Here is a 26,600-nt window from a genome sequence, read left to right as displayed (position 1 = left end):
TCCGGCGAGCGAATCCCGCTGGTCGAACTGGGCCGGGAAACAGCTCTCCCGAGATGGTACTTTCATAGTAAAGGGATTAAAAGAAAAGGTTTTAATTCCTTTGTTTTGACACTGAACCGGGGCCGAGACTACCACACGACGAGATACGTCAATAACATGACTATGCCGGTCGCAACTGCGACGGTCGGCCACGCGAACGTCAGTAGGTCCAGATACGACAGGCCCCACACCACGAGGGAGGCGAACGCGCTCGACAGCACGAGGTTCATGAGAAACAGGACTCGCGGGTCGCCTTTCGAGTTCGACATCGACCGACTGTCGTTCGCACACCGACTTATCTCTTCCCGACAGCGCCCGCAGGCCGGGCCAGCAGAGCGAAGACGCCGGAGTGTCAAGAAGGGGTATGCGATGGGGGAACCGATTCGGCACGCCGGTAGACCCGGTGCCGTTTCTGGTCGTCGCGGCGCTCGGATTCCTGCTGTGTTACACGTTCGGCCCGAGTTACCTGATGGCGTTCGGCGCGGAGTTGGCGGGGGGTCTGGGCTACTCCACGATGGCGTTTCTGGCGGTGACGGGGTTCGCCTACTACCGTCTGGTGTGGACCGCCCGTCCGGACCTGCGGCGCGAGGTTCCGGCGCAATTTCGTATCCGGCGAATCGTCCTCGCGGGATTGGCAGTCGGCGGGGTGTTCGCGCTCCTCTCGCTCCCGCTTTTGCACGCGGTGGTGTGATTTTTCGTACCGAGGACGGGACGAGAAGGGTCCGAGGTAGAGCGCGACGGTGGCGCGACGAGGTGGAACATCCTCCGAGCGACGACGGCCCGCCAACCGCCAGCGAACGCTCGGCCCGCCAACCGACACGGGCGGATAAAGGGGCCGCCCGCTCGCGTTCTACTTGGTCGTCTCAGTGACCCCTATTCGAGCGCCGAACGAAGTGCGGCGCGAGAATATGTCACTGAGCGACCGCGAGCTGGCGGGGGCTTTTGAAACGTTCATACTCGCAGTTTCTGCGGTTGCGGTGCTGTTGCAGTTCCCGCGGTACCAATGCTATCTCCGACGATTCCGTCCCGAAACGGACCAGACCCCTCCGAACCACCGCGAGAACGACCGTAACACTTTGGTCCCGACCTGCGTAGGGCCGACGATGCGCGAAGTCGAAGTCTCGGCGTTCGTGCCCGCGCCGCCCGCGTCCGTAGAGCGCGCGCTCACGCCGGAGACAGTGGTCGAGTACGAGGGGAGTTTCGAGGTCCGAGCGGTCGAATCGACCGACGACGGACGGACCGTGACCGCCAGCGCGCGGGGATTGACGATGCACCTCGACTTCGAGGAGCGCGAGAACGGTCTGGTCTACCGCCAGCGCGGGGACGCCGGACCCTTCGAGTCGATGGAGACCGAGGTCACGGTCGAACCCGAGAACGAGGGCAGTCGAGTGACGATGCGGTCGTCGGTCAGTCTCGACCTGCCGGTGACGGCGGTTTCGGACCGCATCGCCGCGTGGAAGCGGAAGGGGGAACTCCGGCGGGCGCTCGACCGGTTGGCCGAGGACGTGTGAGGTCGCGTCGCGCCTCGCGCGCGACGCGACCGTCCGTCGCCCGCGGGTCCGCCCGTCGCTCGCGGGTCCGCGTGCAAGCGGGATGCTCGTGCGGACGCGGCGCACGACCGGCGAGCTTTTAAGCAGCCGTCAGGACAGGTTCACGCCATAGGGATATTAGGCACAGCCAAGGAGTTGTTGCAGGCGTCCACGGAGTCGCCGAACCGCGGTTCGGCGACGGCCACCGAGTCGAAGGGCGCGTACTGGTGTCACGACTGTAGCGAGCGCATCCGCGACGTGAAAGTTGAGGGCGACGGCGCGCCGGACTGCCCGACGTGCGGCGACGAGATGGAGTTCGAGCGCTCGCCGGACTCGACGGGGTGTGCGTGCTAGGTTGGATATAGTTATTCCGGTGCTTAAAGAATATTTTTAATTGCTAGAGCAATATTTTTATTTCCTAGAGAAATAAAATAGTTTCTCTGTGGACCGCATTACGACCGCGGCGGCGAGCGGCGAAAACGCAGAGAGGAGTACTCAGCGAAAACAAGAAGTGCTAGTTTCAGGTTGGAACCAATCAGACCGCAACTGCCACCGCTACCGCACCGCAACTGCCACCGCCACCGCTACTGCGGACCACATGCCTCCCCCGACCGATTGCGCGTCTCGCTCCCGACGACGCCCACGCGCCGACGTGGAGCGAATCAAATCAGCTCTCGCTTCGAAAAACCAATCTCGCGGCCGCACGAACCCGAAAAACGACGCTCAGCGGGCGGCGTGGCGGCAACCTTTTATCGGCGGAACGACTGTGTGGTAAACAATGACACTTGCCGACCGGATAGCGGTGTACCGCGAGCGAGTGGAGGAGTGGCTTCACGGTCTCTATCACGGGATGATAGAGCATCCCGCCTTCGAACTCGTCGAGAAGGAGGCCGAGGACACCGAGGACACCTTCATGTTCGCGTGCTTCGCCGACGCGTTCGGCATCCCGAGTCCAGTCTCCTACTACACCGCCGAACTCCTGCCGTACCTCGGCGAGGAGTTTCAGCAGTTCGAGCGCCGGATGTGGGACCGCGAATCGCTCATCGAACGCAAGGGTCAGCAGTATCACTTCTAACATGAACAAGTTCGTCTTCTTCGGCGGCAAGGGCGGCGTCGGCAAGACCACCGTCTCGTGCGCGTACGGTCTCACGTGCGCCCGCGAGGGCCTGCGAACGCTGGTGGTCTCTACCGACCCGGCCCACAGCACCTCCGACGTGTTCGACCAGCAGTTCGGCGACGACCCCCAGCGAGTCGAGGGCCACGAGAACCTCTGGGCGATGGAATTGGACCCCGACGAGGAGGTACAGCGTCACATGCGGGAGATAAAGCGGACGATGAGCGACCAAGTGAGTCCCTCCATCGTCAACGAAATCGACCGCCAAATCGAGTTGGCCCACCGGACTCCCGGCGCGTACGAGGCGGCGCTGTTCGACCGCTTCATCGACGTAATGCGCGACTCCGAGGAGTACGACCGGGTGGTCTTCGACACCTCGCCGACCGGCGGCACCCTCCGACTGCTCGCGCTTCCGGACTTCCTAGAGAGTTGGATAGCGCGACTGCTGTCCAAGCGCGAGAAGAGCATCGACCTCTACGAGAAGGCGGCCATCGGCGAACGCGAGGCGCGCAAGAAGGCCGCCGAGGACCCCATCATCGCCCGCCTCACCGAGCGAAAGGAGATGTTCGAGTTCGCGGGCCGAACCCTCCGCGAGGACGCTACCTTCTTCCTCGTGTTGAACCCCGACGAACTCTCGATTCGGGAGACTCGCCGGGCAATCGAAGACCTCTCGGAGTACGACTTGGGCGTCGAGGGACTGGTGGTCAACAAAATCGCGCCCGAACCCGACGCGGGCGAGGAGGGGACCGGCGCGCAGTACCTCCGCCAGCGTCACGCCACCGAACGCGAGCGCATCCGGCAAATCGACGCGGAGTTCCCCGAACCGGTCGTGGCCCGCATCCGCCAGCGAGTCGAGGAGGTCAAAGGAGACCTGTTGGACGACGTGGCGGCCGAACTCGACATCGAAGTCGCGCCGGGGGCGAGCGTCTAACCGCGGGCCGGTAGCGACCAGAAAGTTTTCAAGCGAAAGTTGCCGTCAAATCCCGGACCAGTCCGACTGGGAGACGGGGCTTGCGGGCGGCGAGAGACCTCCTAACGGCTATCGTAGCTATCAAATTCGAGAAAAAATCGAGAACAACCTTTAAGTTCTTCTTTTCCGTGTCTCGGGACGAGGTGGCATACCATGGTGCAAGTAATCTGGATGGTGCTGTCGGTTCTCGCGCTCTTCAGCGTCGGGTATCTGGGCTACTCCCGGTACCTCGCGCAGTTCGTCGAACTCGACGACGAGCGTGAGACGCCAGCACACAAATACGAAGACGGGCAGGAGTACGTACCGGCGAAAAAGCCGGTGCTACTGGGGCATCACTATTCGAGTATCGCGGGCGGGGCACCCATCGTCGGGCCGATTACGGCGGGCGTGGTGTGGGGTTGGGTACCCGCGCTCCTGTGGATTGCCATCGGGAACCCCCTGATGGGGTCGGTCCACGACTTCGTTTCGTTGTCGAGTAGCCTGCGACACGAGGGCAAGTCTATCGGCTACATCATCGGCGAGTACGTCGGCGAGCGCGGCAAGAACATGTTGCTGTGGTTCGCGTTCCTGACCATCATCCTCGTCGTGGCGGTGTTCGCGCTGGTGGTCGCCATCGTGTTCAACGCCTTCCCGCAGGCGGCGACGGCGAGTTTCGTGTACATCGCGCTCGCGTTCGTCTTCGGCGTCTATCTCTACCAACTCAACCTTCCGTTCCTGCTCGGAACGGTCGTGTTCGTGACTGGCGTATTCGGCGGGGTCTTCGCGGGCATCGAGTACCCCCTCGCGCTGTTCCCGGCCGGTGCGGACGCGGCCTACCCCGCCGGAACTATCGTGCTGTTCAGCGGCGGGGAGTGGATACCCGCGGCGGGAAGCCTCGGCGTCAACACCGCGGCGTGGGTGCCGATAATCATCCTCTACGGCGGACTGGCGAGCGCACTCCCCGTCTGGATGTTGCTTCAACCGCGCGACTACCTGTCGTCGTTCCTGCTGTACACCGGCGTCGGCGGCGCGCTGTTGGCTATCATCGTTGGCACCGTGTTCGGCACGGCGAACCAACCCCTCGAAATCCAACTCGCGTCGTACAAGGGGTTCATGGGAGCGACCGGGACGCCGCTGTTCCCGCTCCTGTTCATCACCATCGCGTGCGGGACGATTAGCGGGTTCCACTCGCTGGTCTCGTCGGGGACCACCGCCAAGCAGTTGAACAAGGAGTCCGACGCGCGGACCATCGGTTACGGCGGCATGCTCGGCGAGGGCCTGCTGGCGACGGTGGCGCTGGCGACTGTCGCCATCGTCGCGCCCGACGTGGGCGGGGGCATCGGTCTCGCGCTCCCGACGTTCGCAACCGGCGGCGGCATCATCCTCACATCGTTCGGCATCCCGACTTCGTTCGGCGGGCCGTTCATGGCGCTGGTGCTGGTCAGTTTCCTGTTGACTTCGACCGACACCGCGGTTCGCCTCGGTCGGTACATGGTCGAGGAAATCGTCGGCACGAACGCCTCCAGCGCGGGTGAAGTCGCCAAGAACCGCTACGCCAACGCCGCGATACAGGGCATCCCGGCGTACGTTCTCATCACCAGCGGGTCGTGGCTCACCCTCTGGCAGTTGTTCGGCGGCGCGAACCAGTTGCTCGCGGCGCTGGCGCTCCTGACTGCGACGGTGTGGCTAGCCAACTGGGACGACTCGAAGCAACTCGTCTCGACCGGCGTCCCGATGGCGCTGATGGGAACCATGACCATCCTCGGACTCGGGTGGTTGGCGTTCCACGACAACCTCTACGTCAAGTTCATCGAGAACAGTCCGGCACAGATGACGCTGGCCGAGACGCTATCGGCCATCACGCAAATCGTACTCGCGTTGGTTCTCATCGGACTGGCGCTGTCGCTGGTTCGGATGGGCTACAGGAACATCCAGCAGGTCCGTGGCGGGCGCGGAACGCCGGTCGCGGACGGCGGCGAACCCGACGGCGACTGACTAACCGACGCTCTCGTTTTTTCGCACTCGACCCGGAAGCGTCAGCTTCGAATCGCGGCGACGAGCCGGGCCAACAGTCCCGGCGACTGTTCGGGCACGTCCGACCACGTTCGGAACGCCGCGGCAACGTCGGCGTTCTCGCTCTCGACTACTTGCTCGTCGTCCGGCGCGACTACGAGAAGATTCACCTCGTAGTGGCCGTAGTAGCCGAACTTGAGCAGGGTCCGGTCGCGGAACCCGGCGACTCGTTCGCGCACGGCGTCGGGAATCTCTGGGACGACCACGGCGAAGGTGAACTCGGTACCGTAGTGTTCCTCGTCGGGGTCAATCCGCTCGTCGGCGAGGGCGTGGCCGAGTTCGACCAACTCGTCGATGTCCGCCGCGGAAATCGACTCGGCGCGCCGGACGAACAGATGTTCGCGGGCCTCGTAGTTGGCGTAGTTGACCGACGGGTGGAGGAAATGCTTCTGGGACTCCATCCGGAGTTCGCCGTACATCGTGAACGGCCGACCCCGAACGCGGTAGTCCTTTTCGAGGTCGTAGTTGAACATCAGGCGGTCGCTCACCCGGTCTACGTACTCGTCGTCCCAGTCGGGCACGTCGTCGGGGGTGTCCGCGTCGGCGCTCTCCTCGCTCATGCGTCGGATTCCACGACGAAGACGTGGCCCTCGGGGACGACCCGTTCGCCGTCGGGCGTCTCGACGCGACGGTCCTCGGGTTCGACCTCGTAGCGGTCGGTTGTGACGTTCGCCGACTTCGCGGCGTCCCTGAGCGAACGCTGGACGTACGGTCGGTCGGGGGCTGGTTCGACCGTCTCGGAGTTGATGACGTGGTATCCCATGTGAGACCACAGTTCACAGTGAGTTAAATACTCTCGGACGGCGCGAGCGGACTCACCCGAGGTCGTAGTACTCGGTGAACACCTCGATGGTCGCCTTGAACAGCGCGAGGATGATGGGACCGACGAAGATGCCGATAGCGCCGAGGAAGTACGCCGCGCCGAACACCCCCATCAGGACGACGCCCGAGTGGAGCGACGACTCCTTGTCGATGACCAGCGCACGGAGGTAGTCGTCGGTGATGGCGACGACGGTCATGCCGTAGACGAACAACAGCGCGCCTTCGAGAAATCGCCCGTTCACCGCGAGGTAGATGACTCCGCCGCCCAGCACGGGCGCGACGCCGACGATGGGGACCATCGCCAGAAACATCATCACGACGGTCCAGAACGCGGCGTCGGGTATCCCGAGCGCGAACAGGCCCAGTCCCGACACGAACCCCTGTACGGTGGCGACGAAGACGTGGCCCTTCAGCACCGCCCACGTCGCATCTTCGGCCTCGGCGTAGAGTTCGTCCTGCACGGCCCGCGGAAGCGGCGTGACGCTCTTGGTCCACCGAACCAGCGTGTCGCCGTCCTCCAGTAAGTAGTACAGCAGAAACAGCAACAGGAGGACGCCGAGAAAGGCGTGGACGCTCGCGGACGCGATTCCGGAACTCTGCTGGGCGACTATCCCGGTCACGCCCTCCACGAGTCGGTCGAACTGGCCCGACAACTGCACGCCGAGGGTTCGCTCGGCGACGCGTTCGACCGACTCGAACGTCGGGAGTTCGCTCGCGGAGGTCGGAAGGTCGTTCAGGCTTTCGAGCGCGACCCGCAAGAGGAGTCCAATCGGCCCGACGAACAGCAGTACCGTCAGGCCGACGAGCGCGAACGCCGATACCTTCGACCCGATTTCTGGCGCGAGTCGTCGCTGGGCGGGCGTGAGGACGAACGCCAGAAGCATCGCCGCCAGTAGGTAGTCGAGGAAGGGTCTGACGACGAGGAGAGACAGTACCGCGAGAACGCCGACCAGAATGGCCGCAAACGCCGTCCGCGCTTTCATGTCTCGAACAGAGTCTTTCCGGGTGTAAAGGGAAACTGGCCGACTCAGCGGGTCGAACCCCGGCCAAGCGCGCGGACGGAGCGCAGTCTGCGCTCCGTCCGCGCCGACTCGCCACGTCGGGTCGCGCGCTCGTCCCGAAACGTCGGTCATCGAGAGCAATATATTCCATTATTAGAGAACTCTCTCGATGTTTCTGAACATAGCTAAAGATGGTCGCTCGTGGCGCTCGTACGCGAGCGCCGCGAGCGAACGACGAGGGTGAGAGAGACGGAAGGGCGAACGACGGAAGACCGGAGACGAGAGACGACCGAGACGGTTTACTCGGGCTTCAGACCGCCGTCCTCGACGCGCATGACTGCCTCGCCGTCGGCGAGGTTCGGCGCGTCCACGAGGCGGACGATGCGCTTGTCGCCCTTCGACTTGCGGAGGTAGATGCGGAACGTGGACTTGTGGCCGAGGATGTTGCCGCCGATGGGTTGGGTCGGGTCGCCGAAGAACGAGTCGGGGTTCGACGCGACCTGATTCGTCACGACGACCGCGGTGTTGTGGAGGTTGCCCACCTTGTCCAAGTCGTGGAGGTGCTTGTTGAGCTTCTGCTGGCGCTCGGCGAGTTCGCCGCGGCCGACGTACTCGGCGCGGAAGTGGGCCGTCAGCGAGTCCACGCAGAGCAGGCGGACGGGATAGTCGTCGTCTTGGGTCTCGTTGGCGAGTTCTTCGGCCTTCTCCGCCAGTAGCATCTGGTGGTTGGAGTTGAACGCCTTGGCGACGTGAATCTTGTCGAGGAAGTCCTCGACGAGTTCCTCCATCGCCTCGTCGTCGTCGGGCGTGCCCTCGATTTCGCGCTCGTCCATCGCGGCCTGAATCGCCTCGTCTGGCAGTCCCTTCACCATGTCGTCGATTCGTTCGGGACGGAACGTGTCCTCGCTGTCCACGAACATGGCGCTCCCGCCGAGACCCCCGTGTTCGCGGGGCAGTTGGACGTTGACCGCGAGTTGGTGAGTGACCTGTGACTTCCCGGCACCGAACTCGCCGTAGACTTCCGTAATCGACTGAGTTTCGACGCCGCCGCCGAGCAGGTCGTCAACCTCGTCTATCTTCCACTTGAGCTTTCCAATCTTCTCGCGGCGCTCCAGCACGCTCTTGCCGGTCTCGAATCCGCCCACGTCGGCGGCTTCACGGGCCGCCTGAACGATGTCGGAGGCGGTCGAGTCGCCCACGTCGGCGGTGTTCGAGAGTTCGCTGGGGCTGGCTACTGCGAGACCCTCGTAGGAGTCGAAACCTGCGTCTCGGAGCTTTTCGGCGGTCGCCGGGCCGACGCCCGGCAGTTCTTCGAGGTCTACGTCTGCTGCCATCGTATGCTTCGCTTGTGCGGCCCATCATATAAACCCCCGTTAACACCAAAGTGAAAGTGAAAATGACGGCAAGCGTCGGGGTAACGATGTACGTCTGACGGGGTTTAAAATGAGAAGAGTCGGAGCATCGTTCGTCGGTGGTCGGGTTCGTTCTCGGTCGGAGTCAGTCCCACGGATGTTTGCCGGGCGAGTCGGGCAAGAGCGCGTACCAGTACTCCTTGTTCTCTTCGAGGTCTAGTTCGCCATCGAGGTTGCTCTCGAGTTTGAACTCGGCGCTGGAATCCCGGTCGTCGGTCCCCTTCGGCACGAGGGGGTAGTACGCTCCGCGCCGGAACGAGTAGACCCAGTAGGCCTTCTGGCCGTCGCGTTCGAAGGCGAAGAGCGCCGCGAGCAGTCTGGACCCGTAGCCCCGTTCCATCAAGGTGTCGGCGGCGAAGTTGAGGCTGGTCACGAGGTCCTCGAAGTCCGAATCCCGCAGAATCACCCACGAGTAGCCGTAGTCGTCGGTGTGGGCCTCGGTCTCGGTACCGGTCTCCTCCGCGCCGACTTCCAGAATCTCGTGGACTTCTTCCACAGCGTCGGAGAAGTCGGCGCTGTCCACTTCCGAGAAGCAGAGCGCGGCCTCGCCGACCGCGGCGTAGCCCAGTTCGGCCTCCATCGTGACGTAGGCGGTACTCATGCCGAACAGGTCCTCGGGGTCGGCCTTCCGGGTCGCGTCGGCCTCGGCGCGGATGCCCAGTACCTCTCGCAGTCCGTCGAACAGTCCCATAGTCGGCCCTATGCGGCCGGAGATAAAAAGGGATAGCTACGCTACGCGACGACTCTGCGACTGCGCTCGGCTATCCGCGGTACCACGCCAGCGCCATCTCTCGGGCGCTGTCGTCGCTGTCCTCCCAGTTTGCCTTCTGAACCTCGAAGGTGTAGGTGCCGGTGTAGGAGGGGTCGAAGCTGACGTGTTCCCACCCGGAGTCGTAGGAGGTCGAGTAATCGACGCGGGTGCCGTAGGGGTCGTAGACGTAGAGGTCTAGGTCCACGTCGGGGTGGGCGGAGGCGTTGTCCACGAGGTTGTTCGTCTGCGGGTTGGTCAGCCACGCCAGCGCCACGCGGACCTCGCTGTCGGCGCTGTCGAGCGAGGCGTCGTAGCTCTGGATGCTGTTGCTCTGGGCGAACGTGTCGGTCACGTACTGACCGTTCTTGACGATGCTCTCGGCGTCGGGTGCCTGAATCGTGCCGACGCCCTCCTTGTCGAACGTGCTGGCGTCGTGGCCCGCGGCGGCGAGCGTGACCGCCTTGGCGTACTCTGGGTAGCCGTTCGGCGTCGGGTCGCCGGTCCCCGCGAACTTCGAGAGGAGGGTGACGAGACCCGAGACGTGGGGCGCGGCGAAACTCGTCCCGTACCAACCCGAGTACCCGCCCGCGGTGTCGATGTTCTCGCCGACCGCCGACACTTCGGGCTTGTAGAGGTCGCCGTTCTTCGAAGTCGGGTCCTCGTAACAGGAGTTCGTCCAGATGTCGTCGTCGGTCAGGTCCGACCCGGTGTCCTTGTCGTTGATGGCACCGACCGTGATGGTGTTGAACCCGCGACCCGGCGTCGCCACGTCGTAGGTCTCGTAGTCGGTCGTCCGGTAGTTGCCCGAGATGGTGACGACCGGGAGGTAGTGGTCGTAGATGAACTGACCGATGGTCACGTCCTCGCTGTTGATGTAGCTGTCAGAGTCGTACCAGTAGAAGCTACAGTTGACCGCCGAGACGCCTTGGTCGGCGAACCAGCCGAGTTTTGTGTCGAAGCTGTTGTACGGCTCTGCAGCGGTGTAGACGCTGGCTTCCGACGCCATGCCGGGCATGCTGTCGGAAGTCGAAGCCGCGCAGTTGGCCGTGACGTTGCCGTGGTCGGTCGTGGAGGGACTGCCGTACACCTTCGCGCGGTTGATGTTGTTGGTGTCGGGGATACCGCTCCACTCGAAGACGCCGACCTTCTCGCCGGTCGCGTCGTAGTCGCCGTTGCGCTGACTGTAGGAACCGTGCGTCTCGCTGGCGGAACCGAGACCGTCGCCGCCGTTTCGGGGGTCGCGCTCGAAGACGCCCCAGACGCCGCTGACGTTCTCGATGCGCTGGACTGCGGCGGGGGTCGCCTTCGCGCCGACCCGCGGGACGTACTCGCCGACCTCGGTGACTTCGACGCCCTGCATGCCGTCGAGGGCGGATTCGAGGCGGGCGGCTTGGTCGGCCGACCGTCGCTTTCGTTCGTCCGAGAGGAGAGAGCGCCGTTCGTCCTCACTGGCGTAGCCCTGCGATTCGACGGCTTGCTCGGCGGCGGCGCGGTCGATAGTGACCCACACCGCCACGTCGATTTTCTCGTCGGCGTCGGCGGTCCGAACCGTCTCGTGGAGTTCGGGGGTCAGCTTTCCGTACTTCTGCCGATAGGTTTCGCGGTCACGCTCGGCGGCGGCCGCGAGGTCGATTGCGTCGCCGTTCGCGTCGAGGGCGGCGCGGTGACTCTCGTTGTTCGCGGTGTCGAACAGTTTCGCGTCGTAGTAGGTCTCGCCGCTTGCACCGAAGGTGACGACCGATTCGTTGTCGATAACGAGGTCGTCTACCTCGGCGTCGGTTTCCGAGGCGACGTGGGATTTCGCTTGCGCTTGCAACTCGCTCGGCTTAGCAGACGCAGTTCCGGCACCCGCGGTTAGGGCGATAGCTCCGGCACCAGTCAGTTCGAGGAACTGTCGTCTGCTAACGTTATCTTCAGACATCGCATTTCCAACACGATTCCACCCTAAATTTAAACTTTCTAAACAAAAAGTAAATAAATCAATTTTTATAAAAAATTTAAGAGTATCTGTCTAGACACGACAAACAGTCCTCTCAGAGCTACTACCTCGAAAAAGACGGAGAATCGCCTCGGCTACATCTCGCGTTCGAGTTCGCGGAGTCGCTCGACGCGCTTCTCCGTACTCGGGTGGGTGCTGAACACTTTCCCGATGAAGTCGCCCTTGATGGGGATGATGAAGAAGGCGTTCATCTCGGACTGCTCGCGGATGTCTTTCTTGGGCACCTTGCTCATGTCCCCGTCGATGGTCATCAACGCGGAGGCGAGCGCCGAGGGTTTGCCGGTGATGGTCGCGCCGCCGCGGTCGGCCGCGAACTCGCGGTAGCGGCTAAGCGCCCGGATGAGCAGAAAGCTGACTATCCAGACCACCAGCGAGGCGACGATGGCGACCCAGACTTGCGGACTGTCGTCGTCGCCGCCGCCGAACCACCAACCCCACCGGACCACGAGGAACGCGATGGTAGAGAGGAACGACGCGATGGTCATCACCATCATGTCGCGGTTCTTGACGTGGGCGAGTTCGTGAGCGAGGACGCCCTCCAACTCGTCTTTGTCGAGGGTCCGCATCAGACCGGTCGTCACCGCGACGGCGGCGTTTTTCTGGGAGCGCCCGGTTGCGAACGCGTTCGGAACCTTGCTATCCATGACTGCGACCTTCGGTTTCGGCAGGTCAGCCTGCTGTGAGAGGCGACCGAGCGTCCTGTGGAGTTCGGGATACTCGTCTTCGCTGACCTCTTTGGCTCCCATGCTCCAGAGGGTCAGTTTGTCGCTGAAGAAGAACTGACCCAGCGAGAACGACCCCATCACCAACACCAACACGAGCAGATTCGTGAACTGCGAGAGAACGCCGATGAAGACGATGTACAGCGCGAACAGCAGGAACATCGTCAAGGCCATCCGGCCGCGAAGTCCCCAGTCTGCTTTCCACTTCATGTTCGTCCATAGGGTTTCACCCCGTTTAAGCGTTCTTTGACTTTCGTCCGCCCGCGCGGACCGACCACCGGCGGGCGATTCGACGCCCGCCAAACCTACTTGGTCTCTCCCGTTGTCACGCGCTCGTGATGTCTCACCAGTCCGCGAGTCCGGCGCGGCGCGTCGGGGTCGCCACCGGACTCACCGTCCTCGGCGTCGTTCTCAGCGTCCTGCTGTCGATTCCTGCGCTCGCGGTGTCGCTGAACACGCTCGCGCAGTTCACGGTCGCGCTCGTCCTCTCGGAACTGGGGTTCGTCGCGGCCGCAGTCGTCTTCCTGCGGACGACCGACCGCGGACTCGACTACCTCCGCGTCCGCGTCCCGGACCTCCGCGCTCTCGGGTTCGTCGTCGCCGGGACCGTCGCACTGTTCGTCTACCGCCTCGTCGCCATTCTCGGCGCGCAGGCCGTCGGCCTTCCGCTGGCGGGTAACTCGGTCACGCAACTCGCCGAGCAGGGCGTGCTGGACACCCTGCTCTTGCTGGTTCCGCTCTCCATCCTCGTGGTCGGTCCTGCCGAGGAGTTGCTCTTCCGCGGCGTCATCCAGTCGTACCTCGACGGCGCGTTCTCGCGCGCGCCCGCCGTCGTCCTCACGAGCGTCCTGTTCGCGCTGGTTCACCTGCCGACGACGTGGGTCGCCACGCCCGACCCACTCGCGGTCGGCGTGACGCTGGCGATTCTGTTCGGTCTCTCGATTCTGCTCGGCTACCTCTACGTCTGGACCGACAATCTGGTCGTCCCGATTCTGGTCCACGGTCTCTACGACGCTCTCCTGTTCGGACTCGCGTATCTGGTGCTGTCGTCGGACGCGGTTCCGGAGGGTGCCTCGATGGTGGCGTGAGCGACGGGAAGAACGCCGTTCTATCACCAGACTTACAGAGTTTTGATGCTCTCTCGCGTGGCAGATTCCTAACGAGTCGGGGGCCGGACCCCGGCCGAGAACGTATGAACCGAATCAGGGCGTCGGCCGTGATTTGCTTGCTTCTCGTACTGACTGGTAGTTCGGTTTCGCTCGCACTGTCTGATGGCTATCAGCACGCGGTAGACGCGTCGAAGCAAATTACGGCCCCGACCGAGCAGACCGGGTCGGTAGTGGTGGAGATTATGCCAGCGGAGCATCGCATTTTGAGAGACCAGTCCACGACGTTCGCCGTTCGGATAGTCTCCGACGGTCGAAACGGAGTTTTGCTCGGCTTCAGAGCCTCTCCGGACGTGGCGGCGTCCTTCGAGTTCCACAATCCGGACGTGAAAGCGGTATCTTCGCCCCTTTTCTATCCAAATTTCGACGCTGTAGCATATCTTCCCGCGGAACAGGTCGATAGCGACGAGTACGTCCCGGTGACGGTCTCGTCAACGGATAAGTTCCCACTCGGCGAGTCCACTATCAGTGCTATTCGAATTTCGGAGAAGCCGAGGTTGACGGACAAGGCCGAGTTCACGTTCGGAATCCGGTGTCCTGTGGAGTGTCGCGTCGAACTGCTGGCGACGTGGGTCGTCCGGAACATCGAACTCGTCGTCGGAATCCTCAGTCTCCTCGTCGCCTTCTTCGGTCGGAAGAAAATCTGGAACGTTCTCCGATTACCTCCCGAAAGCGGAACGGGCGGCGGCGAACAGGTAGATGCCACTGCCGACCAACCACCAGACGAGTAAGCTCGTCTCGTCGTCCGACTTCTTGCGGACTCGCCGTATAGAACAATACAAAAAATGCTAAAGAAAATATTTTCAACTAGAAAACACTCCTATGCAATTCTGTAACCGATAGCTTCCGGTTTTTCACCGCGCCGACCCCAACCGTTTAGCGCCGATTCGTCGTATCCCGAACTGATGTCACAGCAAGTCGTCGTCACCGGCGGACTCGGACGCTCCGGTCGTTGGATAGCCGACCACCTCGCCGACGAGGGGTGGCGAGTCGTCTGCGTGGACCAGACCCACCCCGGTTGGGAAATCGACGCCCGCGCGGGCGTCGATTTCCGCGCCGCGGACCTGACGAACCGCGGGGAGGCGCTGGACCTCTTGGCCGACCTGAACCCCGACGCCGTGGTCCACTGGGCCGCCCTGCCGTCGCCGACGCGCCACGCCGGGGGCCGGGTCTTCGAGACGAACGTGATGGCGGCGTACAACGTCCTCGTGGGCGCGGGACGAGCGGACGCGCGCGTCGCGTGGGCCTCCAGCGAGAGCGCATACGGTTTTCCGTTCGCCGAGGAGAAGCGCCTGCCCGACCGACTGCCGATTCGGGAGGCGACCGCGCTCGAACCCGAGGACCCCTACGGCACGTCGAAAGTCGTCGGCGAGGAAGTCGCCAAGATGGTTACCCGGCGGTACGAGGTACCCGTCGCCTCGATTCGGCCCTCGTGGATTCAGTACCCCGGCGAGTACGAGTGCGTCGAGGCCCGAGAGGACCTCGCCAACGGAGCGGGCAACTTCTGGTCCTACGTGGATGTGCGCGACGTGGCGTCCCTCGTCGCCGCCGCTCTCGAAGCCGACTTCTCGGGCCACGAGGCGTTCCACGCCGCCGCCGCGGACAACTATCTGGCGGAACCCATCGAGGACGCTCTCCGGGAGTTCTTCGGCGAACTCCCCGACGACTGCAACGTCTCGGGCGACGACTCGGCGCTCTCGGTTGGGAAGGCCGACGAGGTGCTGGACTGGGAACCAGACCACTCGTGGCGGGAGGCCAGAGACGAGGAAGTCGAAGGGCCGGAGTTAGTGAGAAGTTGAGTGTTCGCCTCCGGAGTACCGGGGTGGGTTCCCTTACTACGCTTCCAGAAGGACGAGTCGTCCTCCGTAGTAGGCCGCCATGAGGGCGTATGCCAATACGCGGACCCAGCGCGGAAGCCGTTCGGGTACTGCCGTGTCGTCGTTGTCGGAACGCATGCTTTCGACTCCAACTGGGGCTTCGCCGCTAACCGGAACTGGCAGGGGCTACCACCCCGGTGGCGTGGTATCCGAACCACTGAGTCAAAATAGTCTCGATTGTTGTTCTAGACCATTACTCTTTTAATCGGTAACTACGTATCTAGTCATGTCGTCGGAACTGGCAGGGGCAACTCACTGCATCGCAGTGGGGAGTCCGAGTCAGGACGCATGCTTTTCCGGAACTATCCTTCGGAGAGCGACTGCGCTATCGACGATACGAAGCTCGGCCCCGGGGCCTTTCGGTCTCTCTTCCCAAACGTCTCGCATGGTTCGAACTGATGGAGAGAGAACTGTCTTGCTCGGAAGCGCCACGGCCGGGTTCGGACTCGGCGCGTTCCTCGACGTGGTGGTCTTCCACCTGATTCTCCAGTAGCACCACCTACTCTCGGGCCGCATCCCCACGGCGACCCGCGAGGGCCTGCGGGCGAACGTCTACTGGGACGGCGTGTTCTCGCTGACCATGATTTTCGTCATGCTCGTCGGCGCGGGGATAGTCTGGCGGGCGCTGAATCGGTCGTCGGAGTCCCACTCCGCGATGCGGGCGTTCGGCGGTCTGCTCGTCGGTGCCGGACTCTTCAACGTCTTCGACGGCGTGGTGGACCACTACGTGCTTGGGGTTCACGGGACCCAAGCGTTCAACCCTCACTGGGTCGGCGCGAGTCTACAGGTTCTCGGGGCGGGGATTCTCCTGATTTCGCGGTAGTTTCTAACTGCTTTCGGCAGAACCCCGGTACGCTCTAGTCACTTACAAAAAGTTAATATTCTATAATGAATAATTTCTAGTCGCCGAAAACCAGCGTCCCGATAGTATGAGCCGTCTTAAACAAGTAGTCGTACTCTGGTTGCTCGTCTTGATACTCGTCAGTAGCAGTTCGACCGGACAGAGCCGAACCCAAGCCGACTCGATACCGCCGTTGGTTCTCGACATCGAACCTGCCGACCACGTAGTGAGCGAGAACCATCCTGCCGCATTTGCAGTGGTGATTCGAAATCCCTCGCAAACGGAAGCGAGACAAGTGTTTCTGACAGTCGGCGCGAACACGATGGACGAGACGTTCTCGATGGACGTTGCGGATAGCGAGCCGTGGTTCGAAAGCGAAAATAAAACGCTTTGGGCTAAAAACTTGCATCTCGCGCCCGGTGAACACGAATTTATCGGAATAGTCGTGTACTCCGATTCTCCCGCCGGAACGCACGAAATCAACGCGACTGCGGCTTTTCTCCACGACGGAAATTACACGCGCGAGTCGAGTGTCTCGAACGTGACCATCCCCGACTTCTCTTCAACGACCGAACCGACTACTTCACCTCTTCCCTCGCCATGGGTCCCACTCGCGGCTATCGTTGACTGGCTGGAAGACAACTGGGTGTGGCTCATCCCGTTCTTCTCTCTCGTCGTGGCCGTTCTCTCGTTCTTTGGCTACGAGCGAGTTAGAGGCGTACTGGCCGACGAACGCAAGGCGGACGAACGTGGCGAGTGAACTGCTCTCCGCCCTTCTTCAGACTTAAACCCCCGAGACCCCTACCCCGTACCATGACTACCGAAGCCCGCGAGTTCTGTCCGAACTGCGGGGACGCACTCGAAGTGGACCCCGCCGAGCGCACGCCCCTCCCCGACACCGCGGAGCAAGGCTCCGCGAGCAATCGGCCTGCGGCCGATGACGCCGCAGGAAAGCGCGGCAAGGAGCAGAAGCTCTGCGATTCGTGTTACTTCGACCGATTCGACCTCGTGGACGCGCCCGACCGCATCGAGGTGCTGGTGTGTGCGCGGTGCGGGGCGGTCCACCGCGGCAATCGCTGGGTGGACGTGGACGCCCGCGACTACACCGACATCGCCATCGAGGAGGTCAGCCAGTCGCTCGGCGTCCACCTCGACGCCTACGACGTGTCGTGGCAGGTGGACCCCGAGCAGGTCGACCAGAACACCATCCGGATGCACTGTCACTTCTCGGGCATCGTGCGCGAGACGTTCGTCGAGGAAGAGGTCGTGGTGCCGGTCAAAATCTCGCGCCAGACCTGCCAGCGATGCGGACGCATCGCCGGGGACTACTACGCCAGCACGGTGCAGGTCCGGGCTCGGGACCGCGACCCGACCGGCGAGGAGGTCGAACGCGCCGAGGCCATCGCACACGAAATCGTCGCCGAGATGGAGGAGACCGGCGACCGGGACGCCTTCGTGACCGAGGTGAGCGAGACCGACGAGGGCGTGAACATCAAGGTCTCGACCACCAACATCGGCAAGAAGATAGCCGCCAAGGTGGTCGAGGAGTTCGGCGGGAGTTACTCCGACTCCGAGACGCTCGTGACCGAGGACGAGGACGGCGAGGAGGTCTATCGCGTGACCTACGCCGTGCGCCTGCCGCCGTACGCGCCCGGCGAGATTATCGACCCCGAGGACGACGACGGCCCGGTGCTGGTCCGAAGCGTCCGCGGCAACCTGAAGGGGACGCGACTCACGACTGGCGAGGACTACGAGGCCCGATTCGAGGAGGGTGACGCGCCCGAGGCCCGGCGACTCGGGAGTCTCGAAGACGCCGAGGAGACGACGCTGGTGGCGGTCGAAGACGAACGAGCGGTCCAAGTGCTGGACCCCGAGACCTACCGGACGAAGACCATCGCGCGCCCCGACTACATGGACCCCGACGCCGAGTCGGTGCCGGTGCTGAAGAGTCGCGCGGGTCTCCACGTCGTGCCGGAGCAAGATGGCGAGTAGCGACGACCCCCACCTCGCGGCGGTCGTTCGCAAGTCCGAGAGCGAGGCGACCATCGCGGCGTTGCGCGACGAGGGGGTCTACGACGCGACCCGGAAGGTCCGGGAGTACGACGAGACGACCGTCTCGCTTCCCGTCACTGACCCGCCCCAAGAGACGCCGGTGCTGAAGGTGGTCGAGCAGGTGAGTCCCGAGCGCAGACTGCGGGATCTCGAATCGCACCTCCGCGAGCGCGGGTGGTCCGACGAGGAAATCGAGCGTGCGCCGGGTTCGTGGGCCGTCGTCGGGAGCGTCGTCCTCGTCACCTTCGGCGACGAGGACGACCCCGAGGAAGGAGGCATCGACCGCGAGGAAGTCGGCGAGGCCCTGCTCTCGCTCCACGGCGAGGCAGACACCGTGCTGGCCCACGAGGGCGTCTCGGGCGACCACCGCGAACCCTCGGTGTCGGTCGTCGCGGGCGCGGGCGACACCGAGACGGTCCACACCGAACACGGCACGCGCTACGCGCTCGACCTCGCGGAAGTCATGTTCTCGCCGGGCAACAAGGCCGAGCGCGCTCGGATGGGCGAGGTTGTCGAACCCGGCGAGCGTGTCTTCGACATGTTCGCCGGAATCGGCTACTTCACCCTGCCGATGGCACGCGCCGGGGCCGACGTGACCGCGGCCGAGCGCAACCCCGCGGCGTTTCGCTTCCTCGTCGAGAACGCGATGCTCAACGACGTGTCCGACCGGGTGTCGGCGTTCCGCGCCGACTGCCGGGACGTGGAAGTCTCGCCCGAGGTGGACCGCGTGGTGATGGGATACTACGAGGCCTCCGAACCGCGTTCGGAGGACAGTCGGACTTCGCCCGACGCTTCCTACGACTACCTTGAGGCGGCGCTCGCGGTGCTGACCTCGGGTGGCGTCGTTCATATGCACGAGGCGACGCCCGAGAAGTTGCTCTGGGAGCGGCCGGTCTCGCGCCTGCGCGAGGCGGCCGCGGACGCCGGGCGCGACGTGGAGATTCTCGACCGACGAAAAGTCAAGAGCCACAGCGAGGGCGTCTGGCACGTCGTCGTGGACGCCGAAGTCGAGTAGCCGGGGTTGCTGTTGCGGTGCCGTGCGGTGGCGGTGCTGATTGGCTCAACCAGTAGCTAGTGACTCTCCGTCTCTTTCGACCGGCTTTCGTCGGTCGATAGCGACCCATCGTCCGGCGCTGTCCTCGAACTCGACTCCCACCGACCTACTTTTAAGTCTCGTCCGTCCGAGGTTCGGGGTATGCCGACGTGTCCGTCCTGCCGGGCCGACGCCGACGACCCGAACTACCGCCAACAGTTAGTCGAACCCAAGTCGAACCGCGACGGCGTGACCGTGACCGCGGCCACCGGCCAGCGATACTGGATGGTGCTGTGTCCGAGTTGTGACGCCGTTCTCGGGACGATTGCCCACGACAAGTGATACCGGGGAGCGCCGGGAAGTATCCCCAATCCGGTAATTTCAAGTTCGATTGGCGGAGTGTCTGATAGAAGATGGTCGCGTGGCCGCGACAGATACTGTCCGTTCTCGAAGGCGTCTCGCAGACCGAGATGCAACTGGTCGCCAGCGCCCTGCTCGTCACCGCGGGCGTCGCGGCGACCCGACTACTCGCGCCGTTGGCGGTCCGCTTGGTCCACGAGACGCTGACCGAGGCGGTCGTGCGCGGGCAGGTCGAACGCGCCGTCGAACTCGTCGCCGAGAACGTCCCGTGGCGGGTTCCGGCGTGGCTGTTCGTCCGGGCGTTGCAGGCCGTCGTTCTCGGGTTCACGGGACTAGCGTTGCTCGCCGTCTGGGGACAGTTCGGACTTCTGTTGACGCTCTTCGGACTGTTTCAGGAGTCCATTCCGGTGTTGGTGCAGATAGGACTCACCGCGGTACTCGTCCTCGGCGCGTACGTCGGCACCGACGTTCTCGAAAACTGGCTCGTCCGGTTCACCGAGCAGTCCGACCGCCTGACCAAACACCAAGAGGAGATTTCGATTCGCGTCCTCCAGTTGGTTATTTTCACGGCGGTCGGACTCGTCGTGTTGTCCATCTGGAACGTGGACCTCAGCGGTCTGCTGGTCGGGGCCGGGTTCCTCGGCATCGTCGTCGGTATGGCGGCCCGCCAGACGCTCGGGTCGCTCATCGCCGGATTCGTGTTGATGTTCTCCCGGCCCTTCGAAATCGGCGACTGGGTGGAAATCGACGACTACGAGGGTATCGTCACCGACATCACGATAACCAACACCCGCGTCGAGAACTTCGACGGCGAGTTCGTCATCATCCCGAACGACAAGGTGGGCGACAGCACGGTCATCAACCGGACGAAGAAGGGGCGCATCCGACTCCGCCTCGACGTGGGTATCGACTACGACGCCGATGTCGAGACGGCAATCGACATCGCCGAGGACGCCATGAACGATGTCGAGTCGGTGATGGTCGTCCCGACGCCCGACGCCTACCCCAAGCGGTTCGGCGACTCGGCCGTCGTCCTCGAACTCCGGTTCTGGATAGACAAACCGAGCGCCAGACGCAAGACGAAGGCCATCGCCGCCGTCGTCCGGGAGGTCAAAGCGGCCTACGACCGCGAGGGAATCAAGATTCCCTACCCCCAGCGCGAACTCGCGGGCCGCGAGGAGACGCAGGGTTTCCGCGTCCACCGCGACCGAACGCCCGACGAGCGGCGAGAACCGGCCGAAACTCGCTCGCGCGTCAATCCCGAGTAGTGCCGCGAACGTCGTTCGAGTTCCCGGTCGAACTGTGAAAGACAGATAAAAATTTCTATAGCAATTGTATCTATTGCTCTTCCAATGCTAGAAGTTCCTCTCGACATGGACGGTGCGGGCGACGCGTTCGCGTCGCCCGCGTCGGCGCGCTCGTGTCTACTCGCACGCTCCCGAACCAAAATATTATTTCACTCGAATTACTTGCCGTCGGTATGGACGACAGCACGCGCCAGAAACTCATCTCGGTGTTCTTCGTACTGCTGATGCTCAGTTCCGGCGTCGCGTGGACCGTCTCGGTTCTGTAGTCGGCGGTCTCGCGCCGGGGGGAGTCGTCGGGACCGTGAGGCCAGAGTGCAGTTCTCGGAAGCGTCTCTCCGCTCGCTACGGACTGTGACCGCTACCGCAGGAACTGCCGTGGTGACGCTCAGGAAGCCCCCGCTCGCTCTGTAACAGCATAGCAACCGCAGAAGTCGTAGCGTCGAACGCCCAGAAAGCCCCCGCCCGCTCGCGGTCGTTCAGCGACATATCCTCGACTCATCTTCGCTTCGCTCGATTCGTCTCGGATAGGGGTCGCTGAGACGACCACGGCCTTCGGCCGCGAGCGGGCGGCCCCTTTCAGTCCGCCCAGACCGTGGTTTGGTCGGCCGAGCGCGTTTCGGTGGTTGGTCGGCCGGGCGAGTCCCGGTCGTCAGGTCACACGCTGTCGTCCCACACGTCGGCCATCGGACTCTTTCGCCCGGTCGAAGAACTCCCGGAGTTCCTGCCGGACGAGTTGTCGCCGGAGGACCGTCCGCTCGCGGATTGCCCGCTCGCGGACTGGCCGCCCGACGAGCGTCCGCCCGACGCCGACCCCGAGCGAGACCCGTCGCCGGTCCCCGACCGGCGACTCCGCCCCGGTTCTGACGGCCTGCGCTCGCGCCCGCCGCCGACTCGCTCGCGCTCCGGGGGTCGAACGCCGGAAGGTCCGGGCGACTCGTTCGCTCGACCTGTTCGCGGAACCAGTCAGGGGTGTCGCTCTCGGCCCGGTCGAACACCTGCAGGAGACTCGAATCCGCGAGGTAGGTCGCGCCGTAGTCGTCGGGCGACCGGACGACCCGGCCGCAGGCCTGAATCACGGTTCGGAGCGCCGCCCGGTAGTACCACGCCCACTGGCCCTCTTCGAGGCGGTGGGCGACCCGCGAGTCGCCGGTGTTGAGAAACGGGGCCTTGCAGAGGACCTGCCACCGCGCTAACTCGCCCTTCAGGTCGAGGGCCTCCTCCATCTTGACCGAGAGAAACACCTCTTCGCCGTCAGTGGCCTTCCACGCGTCGAGTTGGGCGTCCCGGTCGTCCTTGTCGTGGGTCCGGATGCGGTCGCCGACGCCGAACTCCGCGAGTCTGTCGGCGAGTCGCTCCTGAATCGCGTAAGAATGGGCGTGGATAATCCCCTTCTCGCCGCGGTGTTCCTGCATGACCCGGACCACCGTGCGGGCGATTTTCGGCAGGGTGTCGTCGCGGTACTCGTAGGTCATCTTCCCTTGGGTCACGTCGTAGAGCGGCCGGTTCTCCACCGGGAAGGTGTGGCCCACGTCCACCAGCGCGACGTTCGCGGGGTCCAAGCCCACCTGCCGACAGAACGCCTGCTTGTTCAGAATCGTCGCCGACAGCAGGGCGAACTTGTTCCCGCGCTCCCAGACGGTGTGAGACAGGTACCGCTCGGGGTTCATCGGCTTGATGGTCATCCCGCTTCCCCCGCCGCCCTGCTGGTCCACGACCCACGTCGTCGCGCTCTCGGTGTCGCGGTAGTCCTCCACGAACCAGTCCAACTCGCCGATTAGTTCCTGCAACCGGTCGCGCTCGGTGGCCTCTTCGGGCGTCAACTCCTGTTTGGCGACGAGTTCGTCTTTCCGGCGCTCGCAGGCGTTCTGGAGTCGGTCGGCGTACCGCACTGCGCGGTCCACGCCGGTAATCTCGGGCACCTCCAAGTCGTCCCAGATGGGGACCGTCCGGGGATTCAGGTCGATGGCGGCGTACATCTCGGCCCACTCCGCGAGTCCGTGGGCCTCGTCTATCACCACCACGTCGCGCTTGCGGAACACCTCCGACCCCGCGGTCCGCATGAAGTACGCCAGCGTCATCGCCGCTATCTCCCGGTTGCTTGCGATGGCCCGGTCCGAGAAGTAGGGGCACCGATGTTTCACCGAGCAGTCGTAGCCCTTCTCCCGAGCGCAGGGTGCCCTATCGACCGGCGTGTCGGTTTCGCCCGGCAGGATGCAGTCGTAGTTGCGCTTGCCTCGGATGATTTTGAGGTCGTCCAGCAGGTCGTCGGCGGCCACGTCGTCGAGTTGGGAGACCTGCGGCGTGGTGTAGTACGCCCCGGTCGCATCGCTCGGCGCGGCGTCGTCGGGCGTCCGGGCGCACCCCGCAATCGACCGCGCGAGGAGGGACTTACCGCTCCCGGTCGGCGCGCGAACCAGCACTACGTCGTTGCCCTCGGCGAAGGCGTCTTTGATGTCCGAGAGGGCCTCGCGCTGGTTGCCGCGGTAGGAGGGCGCGGGGAACTCGTCGAAAATCCGGTCGGCGTTCACTGTTCGAAGTCACGGCGGTATCTGGAATAAAGCCTGTTGGTTCGGCCGATTCGAATATCGGTCGGGAGACGAAGCCCCCGAGGGCGACCCTACGACTCCGACAGGGCCTCGACATCCGTCGCGCTCGGGTCGTCGGGGAGACGTTCCATGCACTCGAAACAGAGGAAGTGTTCGGTGCCGTCGCTGTCGAACTCCAGCGTCATCCCGCCGGTCGAATCGCTTTCGAGCGTCCAGAGGTTGGCGATGCCGCCCGCGATTGTCACCTGCTCGCCACACCCGTCGCAGGTGTCTTTGGCCATGACCGACACCAGCCTCTCCAGCGACAAAGCCTTGCCGCCGGGTCGCTGGCGAGTCGTCCCCGCGTTTCGGACCGATACCGAATCGTATTTATCGGAGTTCCTCGTGAGAGTGTGTATCAAAGTCGGCCCGTCCGACGTGGGAGAGAACCAATGCAAGAACCAGAATCGCTCGTAGCGACCGCAGTCGAACTCGGGAACTACTCGCCGAACGTCTCGCAGGCGTTCTACGATGCAGAAGGCAACCAGACGCTCGTCCAAACCATTCTGGAGGCACTGGAAGACGCTTCGGAGTGCCCGAGCGACGAACTGACCGTCCGACTCTACGACGCCGTAGACCCCGACGCGCTCGAAGCCATCTTCCGACCGACGCGTAGCGGACCGCCGCGAGACGCTGGTCGGGTCTCGTTCTCCGTCGGGAGGTTCGTGGTAGACGTTCACGCCACCGGACACGTCTTCGTCCGGCGGACGAACTGACCTCGGCTTTCCGACAGACGACCGACTTCCGTCGGAATTTAATACGGTGGTGGGGCAGGTAGGTGATAGATGAGCCGTTTCGATTTTGGAAGGAACTGGGACACCTTCTTAGCGCATCTCGACGAGGAACGAATCGAACGGGCCACGCGGGAACTCCGGTCGCGGTTCGGGACGGAAACGCTCGACGGCGAGACGTTTCTCGACTTCGGATGCGGTAGCGGTCTCTTCTCGCTCGCGGCCCACCGCCTCGGCGCGGACCGCATCGTCAGTCTGGATTACGACGCCGATTCCGTCGATTGCTGTAGACGACTGCGGGCGAACGTGGACGCCGACGACTGGGACGTGAGGCGCGCGGACCTCCTCGACACCGACGAGATACGGGCGTTGGACGAGTTCGATTACGTCTACTGTTGGGGCGTCGCCCACCACACCGGCGACATGTGGCGCGCCATCGACAATCTCACCCGACTCGTCGCCGACGGCGGAACGCTCTGTCTCGGTCTCTACCAGCGACGGGATTCCGGTCTGTGGAACTCTCACCGGGCACGTCGGCTCAAACGCTTCTACAATGACGCTCCCGCTCCCGTTCGGACGCTTCTCGTCTTGGGGTGGGGAAGTGCCGTCCTCGCGTATCGGACCGTGAGACTCGGGGAGAACCCGGTCCGACACGTCCGGGAGTACGAGGAGAATCGAGGGATGAGTTTCTGGACGGATGTCAGAGATTGGGTGGGCGGCTACCCATTCGAGTTCGCGTCTCCCGAGGAAGTTCGGCGATATTTCGACCGCGAACACGGCGCGTTCGAGTTGCTTCGGGAGGACGTTCCGTCCGACTCGCCGTCGGCGGTCTGTACCTACGTGTTTCGGAAATCCGGTCGTCCGTGACCGTCGGACGAATCGAGCGCGGGACGCCGCGAAACGCGGCGTCCCGCGTCGGTTTCGCTACACCCGGTCGTCGGGGTCGTACTCGTCGGCCAGTCGGGTCGCTTCCGTCGCGTATCGCTCGCGGGTCTCGGGGTCGTTCACGACACCGAGGTTGTCGGTGGACGCGTCGAGGGCGGCGGTCGTCGGCCGGTCGTCGCCGAAACTCGTCAGGGCACGCTCCTTCCTGAGATAGCGCGTCCCGTCCGGGGTCGCGTAGACGAGGATGACGATGTTCTGCTCGTCGTCCGAGTAGGTGCGCTCGACTAACCAGACCCGGACCGACTCGTCTGTCCGGTCGTCCGCGGTGGTTTCGGTCTCCATAGCCGTCACTACTCGCTCGCGGGAGATAACGGTGTGGCCGACTCCCGGCCGCCGGGAATCGGACCGTCGGACGAGTGAACTGCCGGACGATTTACCTCGGTTCGCGTCGTAGAGCGTGGGGTCATGGAGGTGAACTGCGAGGGGTGTGCGGGGTGTTGCATCGACTGGCGGGCGCTCGCGCCCGACCCGAGCGACCACGAGCGCAGGGGGCCGCGCGAACCCTTGGACGACGCCTACAACTTCGTTCCGCTGACTCGGGGGGACGCCCGCGACTTCCTCGACGCGGGACTGGCCGACGCGCTGACGCCGCGACTCTGGCGCGACGAGTCCGGCGTCGAAACCGACGGCGTGTCGCTCGCGGCTATCGACGGCAGGCCCGCGTTCTTCGTCGGACTCCGAAAACCGCCGAAACCGGTGGGTCCGTTCGACGCCGACCCGACGTGGCTTCCGACCTGCGCCTTTCTCGACCCGACGACGCTCCAGTGTCGGATTCACGACGAGGAGACCTACCCCGACGAGTGCGCCGACTACCCGGGCCACAACCTCGTCCTCGGGCAGGAGACCGAGTGCGAGCGCGTGGAAGCCGTGTTCGGCGACGACCGACTCCCCGACGGCGACCCGCCCGAGGACCTCGACGGGTTCCTGCTCGGCCCGCAGGCCCTCGGCGAAAAGGTATTCGTCTTCCCGGACCCCGAGCGACTGACGGGCGTCGTCGCCCGCGCCGCGGCCGACGAACTCACCGACGAGGACCGCGCGCTGTTCGTCGCCGCCGCAGTCGCGTCCGCGCCCGGCACGACGACGGTGAACCGCGACCGGTTCGAGTCCGCGCTCTCGGAGGCGCGCGCGGCCGACTCGTGGGTCGGCCGGGCCATCGCGGAGTGGGAAGAACGCGCGGCCGAGGTGGGTTCCCCGGCCCCGGACCCGGCGGTTGCTCGGCGGGTCGAAGACGAACGCGGCGCTCCCGAGACTCCCGGTTGGGACGCGTGAGTCGGCCGTCGGCGGGCACGAGA

General features: G+C 64.0%; 27 protein-coding genes and 2 pseudogenes. 18 read left to right on the top strand and 11 right to left on the bottom strand.

Annotated elements, in window-relative coordinates; all coding sequences use genetic code 11:
• Positions 1 to 128 precede the first annotated feature (128 nt).
• Positions 129 to 308, bottom strand: coding sequence for a DUF8107 family protein (locus tag P2T60_RS14600; RefSeq protein ID WP_276279976.1), 180 nt, complete (start codon positions 306 to 308; stop codon positions 129 to 131).
• A 95-nt stretch (positions 309 to 403) separates the two neighbouring features.
• Here P2T60_RS14600 and P2T60_RS14595 point away from each other — a divergent pair, with 95 nt between their 5' ends.
• The 6 genes from P2T60_RS14595 (at position 404) to P2T60_RS14570 (ending at position 5,626) form a co-directional block, all read left to right on the top strand.
• Complete coding sequence (locus P2T60_RS14595; RefSeq protein WP_276279975.1) at positions 404 to 730, top strand: hypothetical protein; 327 nt, start codon at positions 404 to 406, stop codon at positions 728 to 730.
• A gap of 412 nt (positions 731 to 1,142) precedes the next feature.
• Positions 1,143 to 1,550, top strand: a complete 408-nt coding sequence (locus P2T60_RS14590) for an SRPBCC family protein (RefSeq protein ID WP_276279974.1) — start codon at positions 1,143 to 1,145, stop codon at positions 1,548 to 1,550.
• A 177-nt stretch (positions 1,551 to 1,727) separates the two neighbouring features.
• Positions 1,728 to 1,922, top strand: coding sequence for a hypothetical protein (locus tag P2T60_RS14585; RefSeq protein WP_276279973.1), 195 nt, complete (start codon positions 1,728 to 1,730; stop codon positions 1,920 to 1,922).
• A gap of 424 nt (positions 1,923 to 2,346) precedes the next feature.
• Complete coding sequence (locus P2T60_RS14580; protein ID WP_276279972.1) at positions 2,347 to 2,643, top strand: DUF7990 family protein; 297 nt, start codon at positions 2,347 to 2,349, stop codon at positions 2,641 to 2,643.
• Position 2,644: 1 nt separating this feature from the next.
• On the top strand, positions 2,645 to 3,613 hold the full coding sequence (locus P2T60_RS14575; protein WP_276279971.1) for an ArsA family ATPase: 969 nt from the start codon (positions 2,645 to 2,647) through the stop codon (positions 3,611 to 3,613).
• Between the two features lie 192 nt (positions 3,614 to 3,805).
• Positions 3,806 to 5,626 (top strand): carbon starvation CstA family protein, encoded by a 1,821-nt coding sequence (locus P2T60_RS14570; protein ID WP_276279970.1) that lies wholly within the window; start codon positions 3,806 to 3,808, stop codon positions 5,624 to 5,626.
• A 41-nt stretch (positions 5,627 to 5,667) separates the two neighbouring features.
• Here the strand turns inward: P2T60_RS14570 and P2T60_RS14565 are convergent, their stop codons facing one another.
• From P2T60_RS14565 to htpX, 7 genes are all read right to left on the bottom strand, one after another.
• Complete coding sequence (locus P2T60_RS14565; RefSeq protein WP_276279969.1) at positions 5,668 to 6,264, bottom strand: DUF8052 family protein; 597 nt, start codon at positions 6,262 to 6,264, stop codon at positions 5,668 to 5,670.
• Positions 6,261 to 6,467 (bottom strand): hypothetical protein, encoded by a 207-nt coding sequence (locus P2T60_RS14560; protein WP_276279968.1) that lies wholly within the window; start codon positions 6,465 to 6,467, stop codon positions 6,261 to 6,263. The genes P2T60_RS14565 and P2T60_RS14560 overlap by 4 nt, the downstream gene beginning before the upstream one ends.
• Positions 6,468 to 6,519: 52 nt before the next feature.
• A complete protein-coding gene (locus tag P2T60_RS14555) occupies positions 6,520 to 7,509 on the bottom strand; it encodes an AI-2E family transporter (protein WP_276279967.1) in 990 nt (329 codons plus the stop codon).
• Between the two features lie 317 nt (positions 7,510 to 7,826).
• On the bottom strand, positions 7,827 to 8,861 hold the full coding sequence (radA, locus tag P2T60_RS14550) for a DNA repair and recombination protein RadA (protein WP_276279966.1): 1,035 nt from the start codon (positions 8,859 to 8,861) through the stop codon (positions 7,827 to 7,829).
• A gap of 163 nt (positions 8,862 to 9,024) precedes the next feature.
• Positions 9,025 to 9,630 (bottom strand): PspA-associated protein PspAB, encoded by a 606-nt coding sequence (pspAB, locus tag P2T60_RS14545; protein ID WP_276279965.1) that lies wholly within the window; start codon positions 9,628 to 9,630, stop codon positions 9,025 to 9,027.
• Between the two features lie 70 nt (positions 9,631 to 9,700).
• The gene (locus tag P2T60_RS14540) at positions 9,701 to 11,611 is read right to left on the bottom strand and encodes a S8 family serine peptidase (RefSeq protein WP_276279964.1); all 1,911 of its coding nucleotides are present in this window, start codon (positions 11,609 to 11,611) and stop codon (positions 9,701 to 9,703) included.
• Positions 11,612 to 11,763: 152 nt separating this feature from the next.
• Positions 11,764 to 12,621 carry a zinc metalloprotease HtpX gene (gene htpX / locus P2T60_RS14535; protein ID WP_276279963.1) on the bottom strand — a complete coding sequence of 286 codons (858 nt, stop codon included), beginning with the start codon at positions 12,619 to 12,621 and terminating at the stop codon, positions 11,764 to 11,766.
• 128 nt (positions 12,622 to 12,749) lie between these two features.
• On the opposite strand from htpX, the gene P2T60_RS14530 reads away from it, so the two are divergent.
• The 9 genes and pseudogenes from P2T60_RS14530 (at position 12,750) to P2T60_RS14490 (ending at position 21,008) form a co-directional block, all read left to right on the top strand.
• The gene (locus P2T60_RS14530) at positions 12,750 to 13,499 is read left to right on the top strand and encodes a CPBP family intramembrane glutamic endopeptidase (protein WP_276279962.1); all 750 of its coding nucleotides are present in this window, start codon (positions 12,750 to 12,752) and stop codon (positions 13,497 to 13,499) included.
• Between the two features lie 104 nt (positions 13,500 to 13,603).
• On the top strand, positions 13,604 to 14,308 hold the full coding sequence (locus P2T60_RS14525) for a hypothetical protein (protein ID WP_276279961.1): 705 nt from the start codon (positions 13,604 to 13,606) through the stop codon (positions 14,306 to 14,308).
• Positions 14,309 to 14,482: 174 nt separating this feature from the next.
• Positions 14,483 to 15,376, top strand: coding sequence for an NAD-dependent epimerase/dehydratase family protein (locus P2T60_RS14520; protein ID WP_276279960.1), 894 nt, complete (start codon positions 14,483 to 14,485; stop codon positions 15,374 to 15,376).
• Between the two features lie 583 nt (positions 15,377 to 15,959).
• A pseudogene (locus P2T60_RS14515) lies at positions 15,960 to 16,277 on the top strand (DUF2243 domain-containing protein); the annotation flags it as partial.
• A gap of 106 nt (positions 16,278 to 16,383) precedes the next feature.
• Positions 16,384 to 17,055 carry a hypothetical protein gene (locus tag P2T60_RS14510; protein WP_276279959.1) on the top strand — a complete coding sequence of 224 codons (672 nt, stop codon included), beginning with the start codon at positions 16,384 to 16,386 and terminating at the stop codon, positions 17,053 to 17,055.
• A gap of 53 nt (positions 17,056 to 17,108) precedes the next feature.
• Positions 17,109 to 18,287 carry a 60S ribosomal export protein NMD3 gene (locus P2T60_RS14505; protein ID WP_276279958.1) on the top strand — a complete coding sequence of 393 codons (1,179 nt, stop codon included), beginning with the start codon at positions 17,109 to 17,111 and terminating at the stop codon, positions 18,285 to 18,287.
• Entirely contained in the window at positions 18,277 to 19,362 is a 1,086-nt protein-coding gene (locus P2T60_RS14500; RefSeq protein ID WP_276279957.1) for a class I SAM-dependent methyltransferase, read from the top strand. Before P2T60_RS14505 ends, P2T60_RS14500 begins: the two co-directional genes overlap by 11 nt.
• A gap of 180 nt (positions 19,363 to 19,542) precedes the next feature.
• Positions 19,543 to 19,722: a hypothetical protein gene (locus P2T60_RS14495; RefSeq protein ID WP_276279956.1), complete on the top strand. Its 180-nt coding sequence runs from the start codon at positions 19,543 to 19,545 to the stop codon at positions 19,720 to 19,722.
• Positions 19,723 to 19,793: 71 nt separating this feature from the next.
• Complete coding sequence (locus tag P2T60_RS14490; protein ID WP_276279955.1) at positions 19,794 to 21,008, top strand: mechanosensitive ion channel family protein; 1,215 nt, start codon at positions 19,794 to 19,796, stop codon at positions 21,006 to 21,008.
• Positions 21,009 to 21,701: 693 nt separating this feature from the next.
• On the opposite strand, the pseudogene P2T60_RS14485 reads toward P2T60_RS14490, so the two are convergent.
• Together P2T60_RS14485 and P2T60_RS14480 are read right to left on the bottom strand one after the other, a co-directional pair.
• Positions 21,702 to 23,575 (bottom strand): annotated as a pseudogene (locus P2T60_RS14485) (helicase C-terminal domain-containing protein).
• Between the two features lie 89 nt (positions 23,576 to 23,664).
• The gene (locus tag P2T60_RS14480) at positions 23,665 to 23,874 is read right to left on the bottom strand and encodes a DUF7561 family protein (RefSeq protein ID WP_276279954.1); all 210 of its coding nucleotides are present in this window, start codon (positions 23,872 to 23,874) and stop codon (positions 23,665 to 23,667) included.
• 150 nt (positions 23,875 to 24,024) lie between these two features.
• Between P2T60_RS14480 and P2T60_RS14475 the strand changes: the two genes are divergently transcribed.
• On the top strand, positions 24,025 to 24,348 hold the full coding sequence (locus P2T60_RS14475) for a HalOD1 output domain-containing protein (RefSeq protein ID WP_276279953.1): 324 nt from the start codon (positions 24,025 to 24,027) through the stop codon (positions 24,346 to 24,348).
• Between the two features lie 69 nt (positions 24,349 to 24,417).
• A complete protein-coding gene (locus tag P2T60_RS14470; protein WP_276279952.1) occupies positions 24,418 to 25,230 on the top strand; it encodes a class I SAM-dependent methyltransferase in 813 nt (270 codons plus the stop codon).
• A gap of 57 nt (positions 25,231 to 25,287) precedes the next feature.
• Here P2T60_RS14470 and P2T60_RS14465 read toward each other — a convergent pair whose 3' ends face one another.
• On the bottom strand, positions 25,288 to 25,590 hold the full coding sequence (locus P2T60_RS14465; RefSeq protein ID WP_276279951.1) for a DUF7967 family protein: 303 nt from the start codon (positions 25,588 to 25,590) through the stop codon (positions 25,288 to 25,290).
• Between the two features lie 123 nt (positions 25,591 to 25,713).
• On the opposite strand from P2T60_RS14465, the gene P2T60_RS14460 reads away from it, so the two are divergent.
• The gene (locus P2T60_RS14460) at positions 25,714 to 26,577 is read left to right on the top strand and encodes a YkgJ family cysteine cluster protein (protein ID WP_276279950.1); all 864 of its coding nucleotides are present in this window, start codon (positions 25,714 to 25,716) and stop codon (positions 26,575 to 26,577) included.
• The last annotated feature ends 23 nt before the right edge of the window (positions 26,578 to 26,600 follow it).

Origin of the sequence: Halorussus caseinilyticus (genome assembly GCF_029338395.1) — an archaeon.
Classification (GTDB): Archaea; Halobacteriota; Halobacteria; order Halobacteriales; family Haladaptataceae; genus Halorussus; species Halorussus caseinilyticus.
Note: the sequence above shows the minus strand (reverse complement) of the source record. Positions and strands in the feature narration are given on the sequence as shown.

Excerpts from the sequence above, each read along its gene's own strand:
- P2T60_RS14600 (WP_276279976.1), bottom strand. The coding sequence starts at position 308 with ATGTCGAACTCGAAAGGCGACCCGCGAGTCCTGTTTCTCATGAACCTC.
- P2T60_RS14595 (WP_276279975.1), top strand. The coding sequence starts at position 404 with ATGCGATGGGGGAACCGATTCGGCACGCCGGTAGACCCGGTGCCGTTT.
- P2T60_RS14590 (WP_276279974.1), top strand. The coding sequence starts at position 1,143 with ATGCGCGAAGTCGAAGTCTCGGCGTTCGTGCCCGCGCCGCCCGCGTCC.
- P2T60_RS14580 (WP_276279972.1), top strand. The coding sequence starts at position 2,347 with ATGACACTTGCCGACCGGATAGCGGTGTACCGCGAGCGAGTGGAGGAG.
- P2T60_RS14575 (WP_276279971.1), top strand. The coding sequence starts at position 2,645 with ATGAACAAGTTCGTCTTCTTCGGCGGCAAGGGCGGCGTCGGCAAGACC.
- P2T60_RS14570 (WP_276279970.1), top strand. The coding sequence starts at position 3,806 with ATGGTGCAAGTAATCTGGATGGTGCTGTCGGTTCTCGCGCTCTTCAGC.
- P2T60_RS14565 (WP_276279969.1), bottom strand. The coding sequence starts at position 6,264 with ATGAGCGAGGAGAGCGCCGACGCGGACACCCCCGACGACGTGCCCGAC.
- P2T60_RS14560 (WP_276279968.1), bottom strand. The coding sequence starts at position 6,467 with ATGGGATACCACGTCATCAACTCCGAGACGGTCGAACCAGCCCCCGAC.
- P2T60_RS14555 (WP_276279967.1), bottom strand. The coding sequence starts at position 7,509 with ATGAAAGCGCGGACGGCGTTTGCGGCCATTCTGGTCGGCGTTCTCGCG.
- radA (WP_276279966.1), bottom strand. The coding sequence starts at position 8,861 with ATGGCAGCAGACGTAGACCTCGAAGAACTGCCGGGCGTCGGCCCGGCG.
- pspAB (WP_276279965.1), bottom strand. The coding sequence starts at position 9,630 with ATGGGACTGTTCGACGGACTGCGAGAGGTACTGGGCATCCGCGCCGAG.
- P2T60_RS14540 (WP_276279964.1), bottom strand. The coding sequence starts at position 11,611 with ATGTCTGAAGATAACGTTAGCAGACGACAGTTCCTCGAACTGACTGGT.
- htpX (WP_276279963.1), bottom strand. The coding sequence starts at position 12,621 with ATGAAGTGGAAAGCAGACTGGGGACTTCGCGGCCGGATGGCCTTGACG.
- P2T60_RS14530 (WP_276279962.1), top strand. The coding sequence starts at position 12,750 with ATGTCTCACCAGTCCGCGAGTCCGGCGCGGCGCGTCGGGGTCGCCACC.
- P2T60_RS14525 (WP_276279961.1), top strand. The coding sequence starts at position 13,604 with ATGAACCGAATCAGGGCGTCGGCCGTGATTTGCTTGCTTCTCGTACTG.
- P2T60_RS14520 (WP_276279960.1), top strand. The coding sequence starts at position 14,483 with ATGTCACAGCAAGTCGTCGTCACCGGCGGACTCGGACGCTCCGGTCGT.
- P2T60_RS14510 (WP_276279959.1), top strand. The coding sequence starts at position 16,384 with ATGAGCCGTCTTAAACAAGTAGTCGTACTCTGGTTGCTCGTCTTGATA.
- P2T60_RS14505 (WP_276279958.1), top strand. The coding sequence starts at position 17,109 with ATGACTACCGAAGCCCGCGAGTTCTGTCCGAACTGCGGGGACGCACTC.
- P2T60_RS14500 (WP_276279957.1), top strand. The coding sequence starts at position 18,277 with ATGGCGAGTAGCGACGACCCCCACCTCGCGGCGGTCGTTCGCAAGTCC.
- P2T60_RS14495 (WP_276279956.1), top strand. The coding sequence starts at position 19,543 with ATGCCGACGTGTCCGTCCTGCCGGGCCGACGCCGACGACCCGAACTAC.
- P2T60_RS14490 (WP_276279955.1), top strand. The coding sequence starts at position 19,794 with ATGGTCGCGTGGCCGCGACAGATACTGTCCGTTCTCGAAGGCGTCTCG.
- P2T60_RS14480 (WP_276279954.1), bottom strand. The coding sequence starts at position 23,874 with ATGGCCAAAGACACCTGCGACGGGTGTGGCGAGCAGGTGACAATCGCG.
- P2T60_RS14475 (WP_276279953.1), top strand. The coding sequence starts at position 24,025 with ATGCAAGAACCAGAATCGCTCGTAGCGACCGCAGTCGAACTCGGGAAC.
- P2T60_RS14470 (WP_276279952.1), top strand. The coding sequence starts at position 24,418 with ATGAGCCGTTTCGATTTTGGAAGGAACTGGGACACCTTCTTAGCGCAT.
- P2T60_RS14465 (WP_276279951.1), bottom strand. The coding sequence starts at position 25,590 with ATGGAGACCGAAACCACCGCGGACGACCGGACAGACGAGTCGGTCCGG.
- P2T60_RS14460 (WP_276279950.1), top strand. The coding sequence starts at position 25,714 with ATGGAGGTGAACTGCGAGGGGTGTGCGGGGTGTTGCATCGACTGGCGG.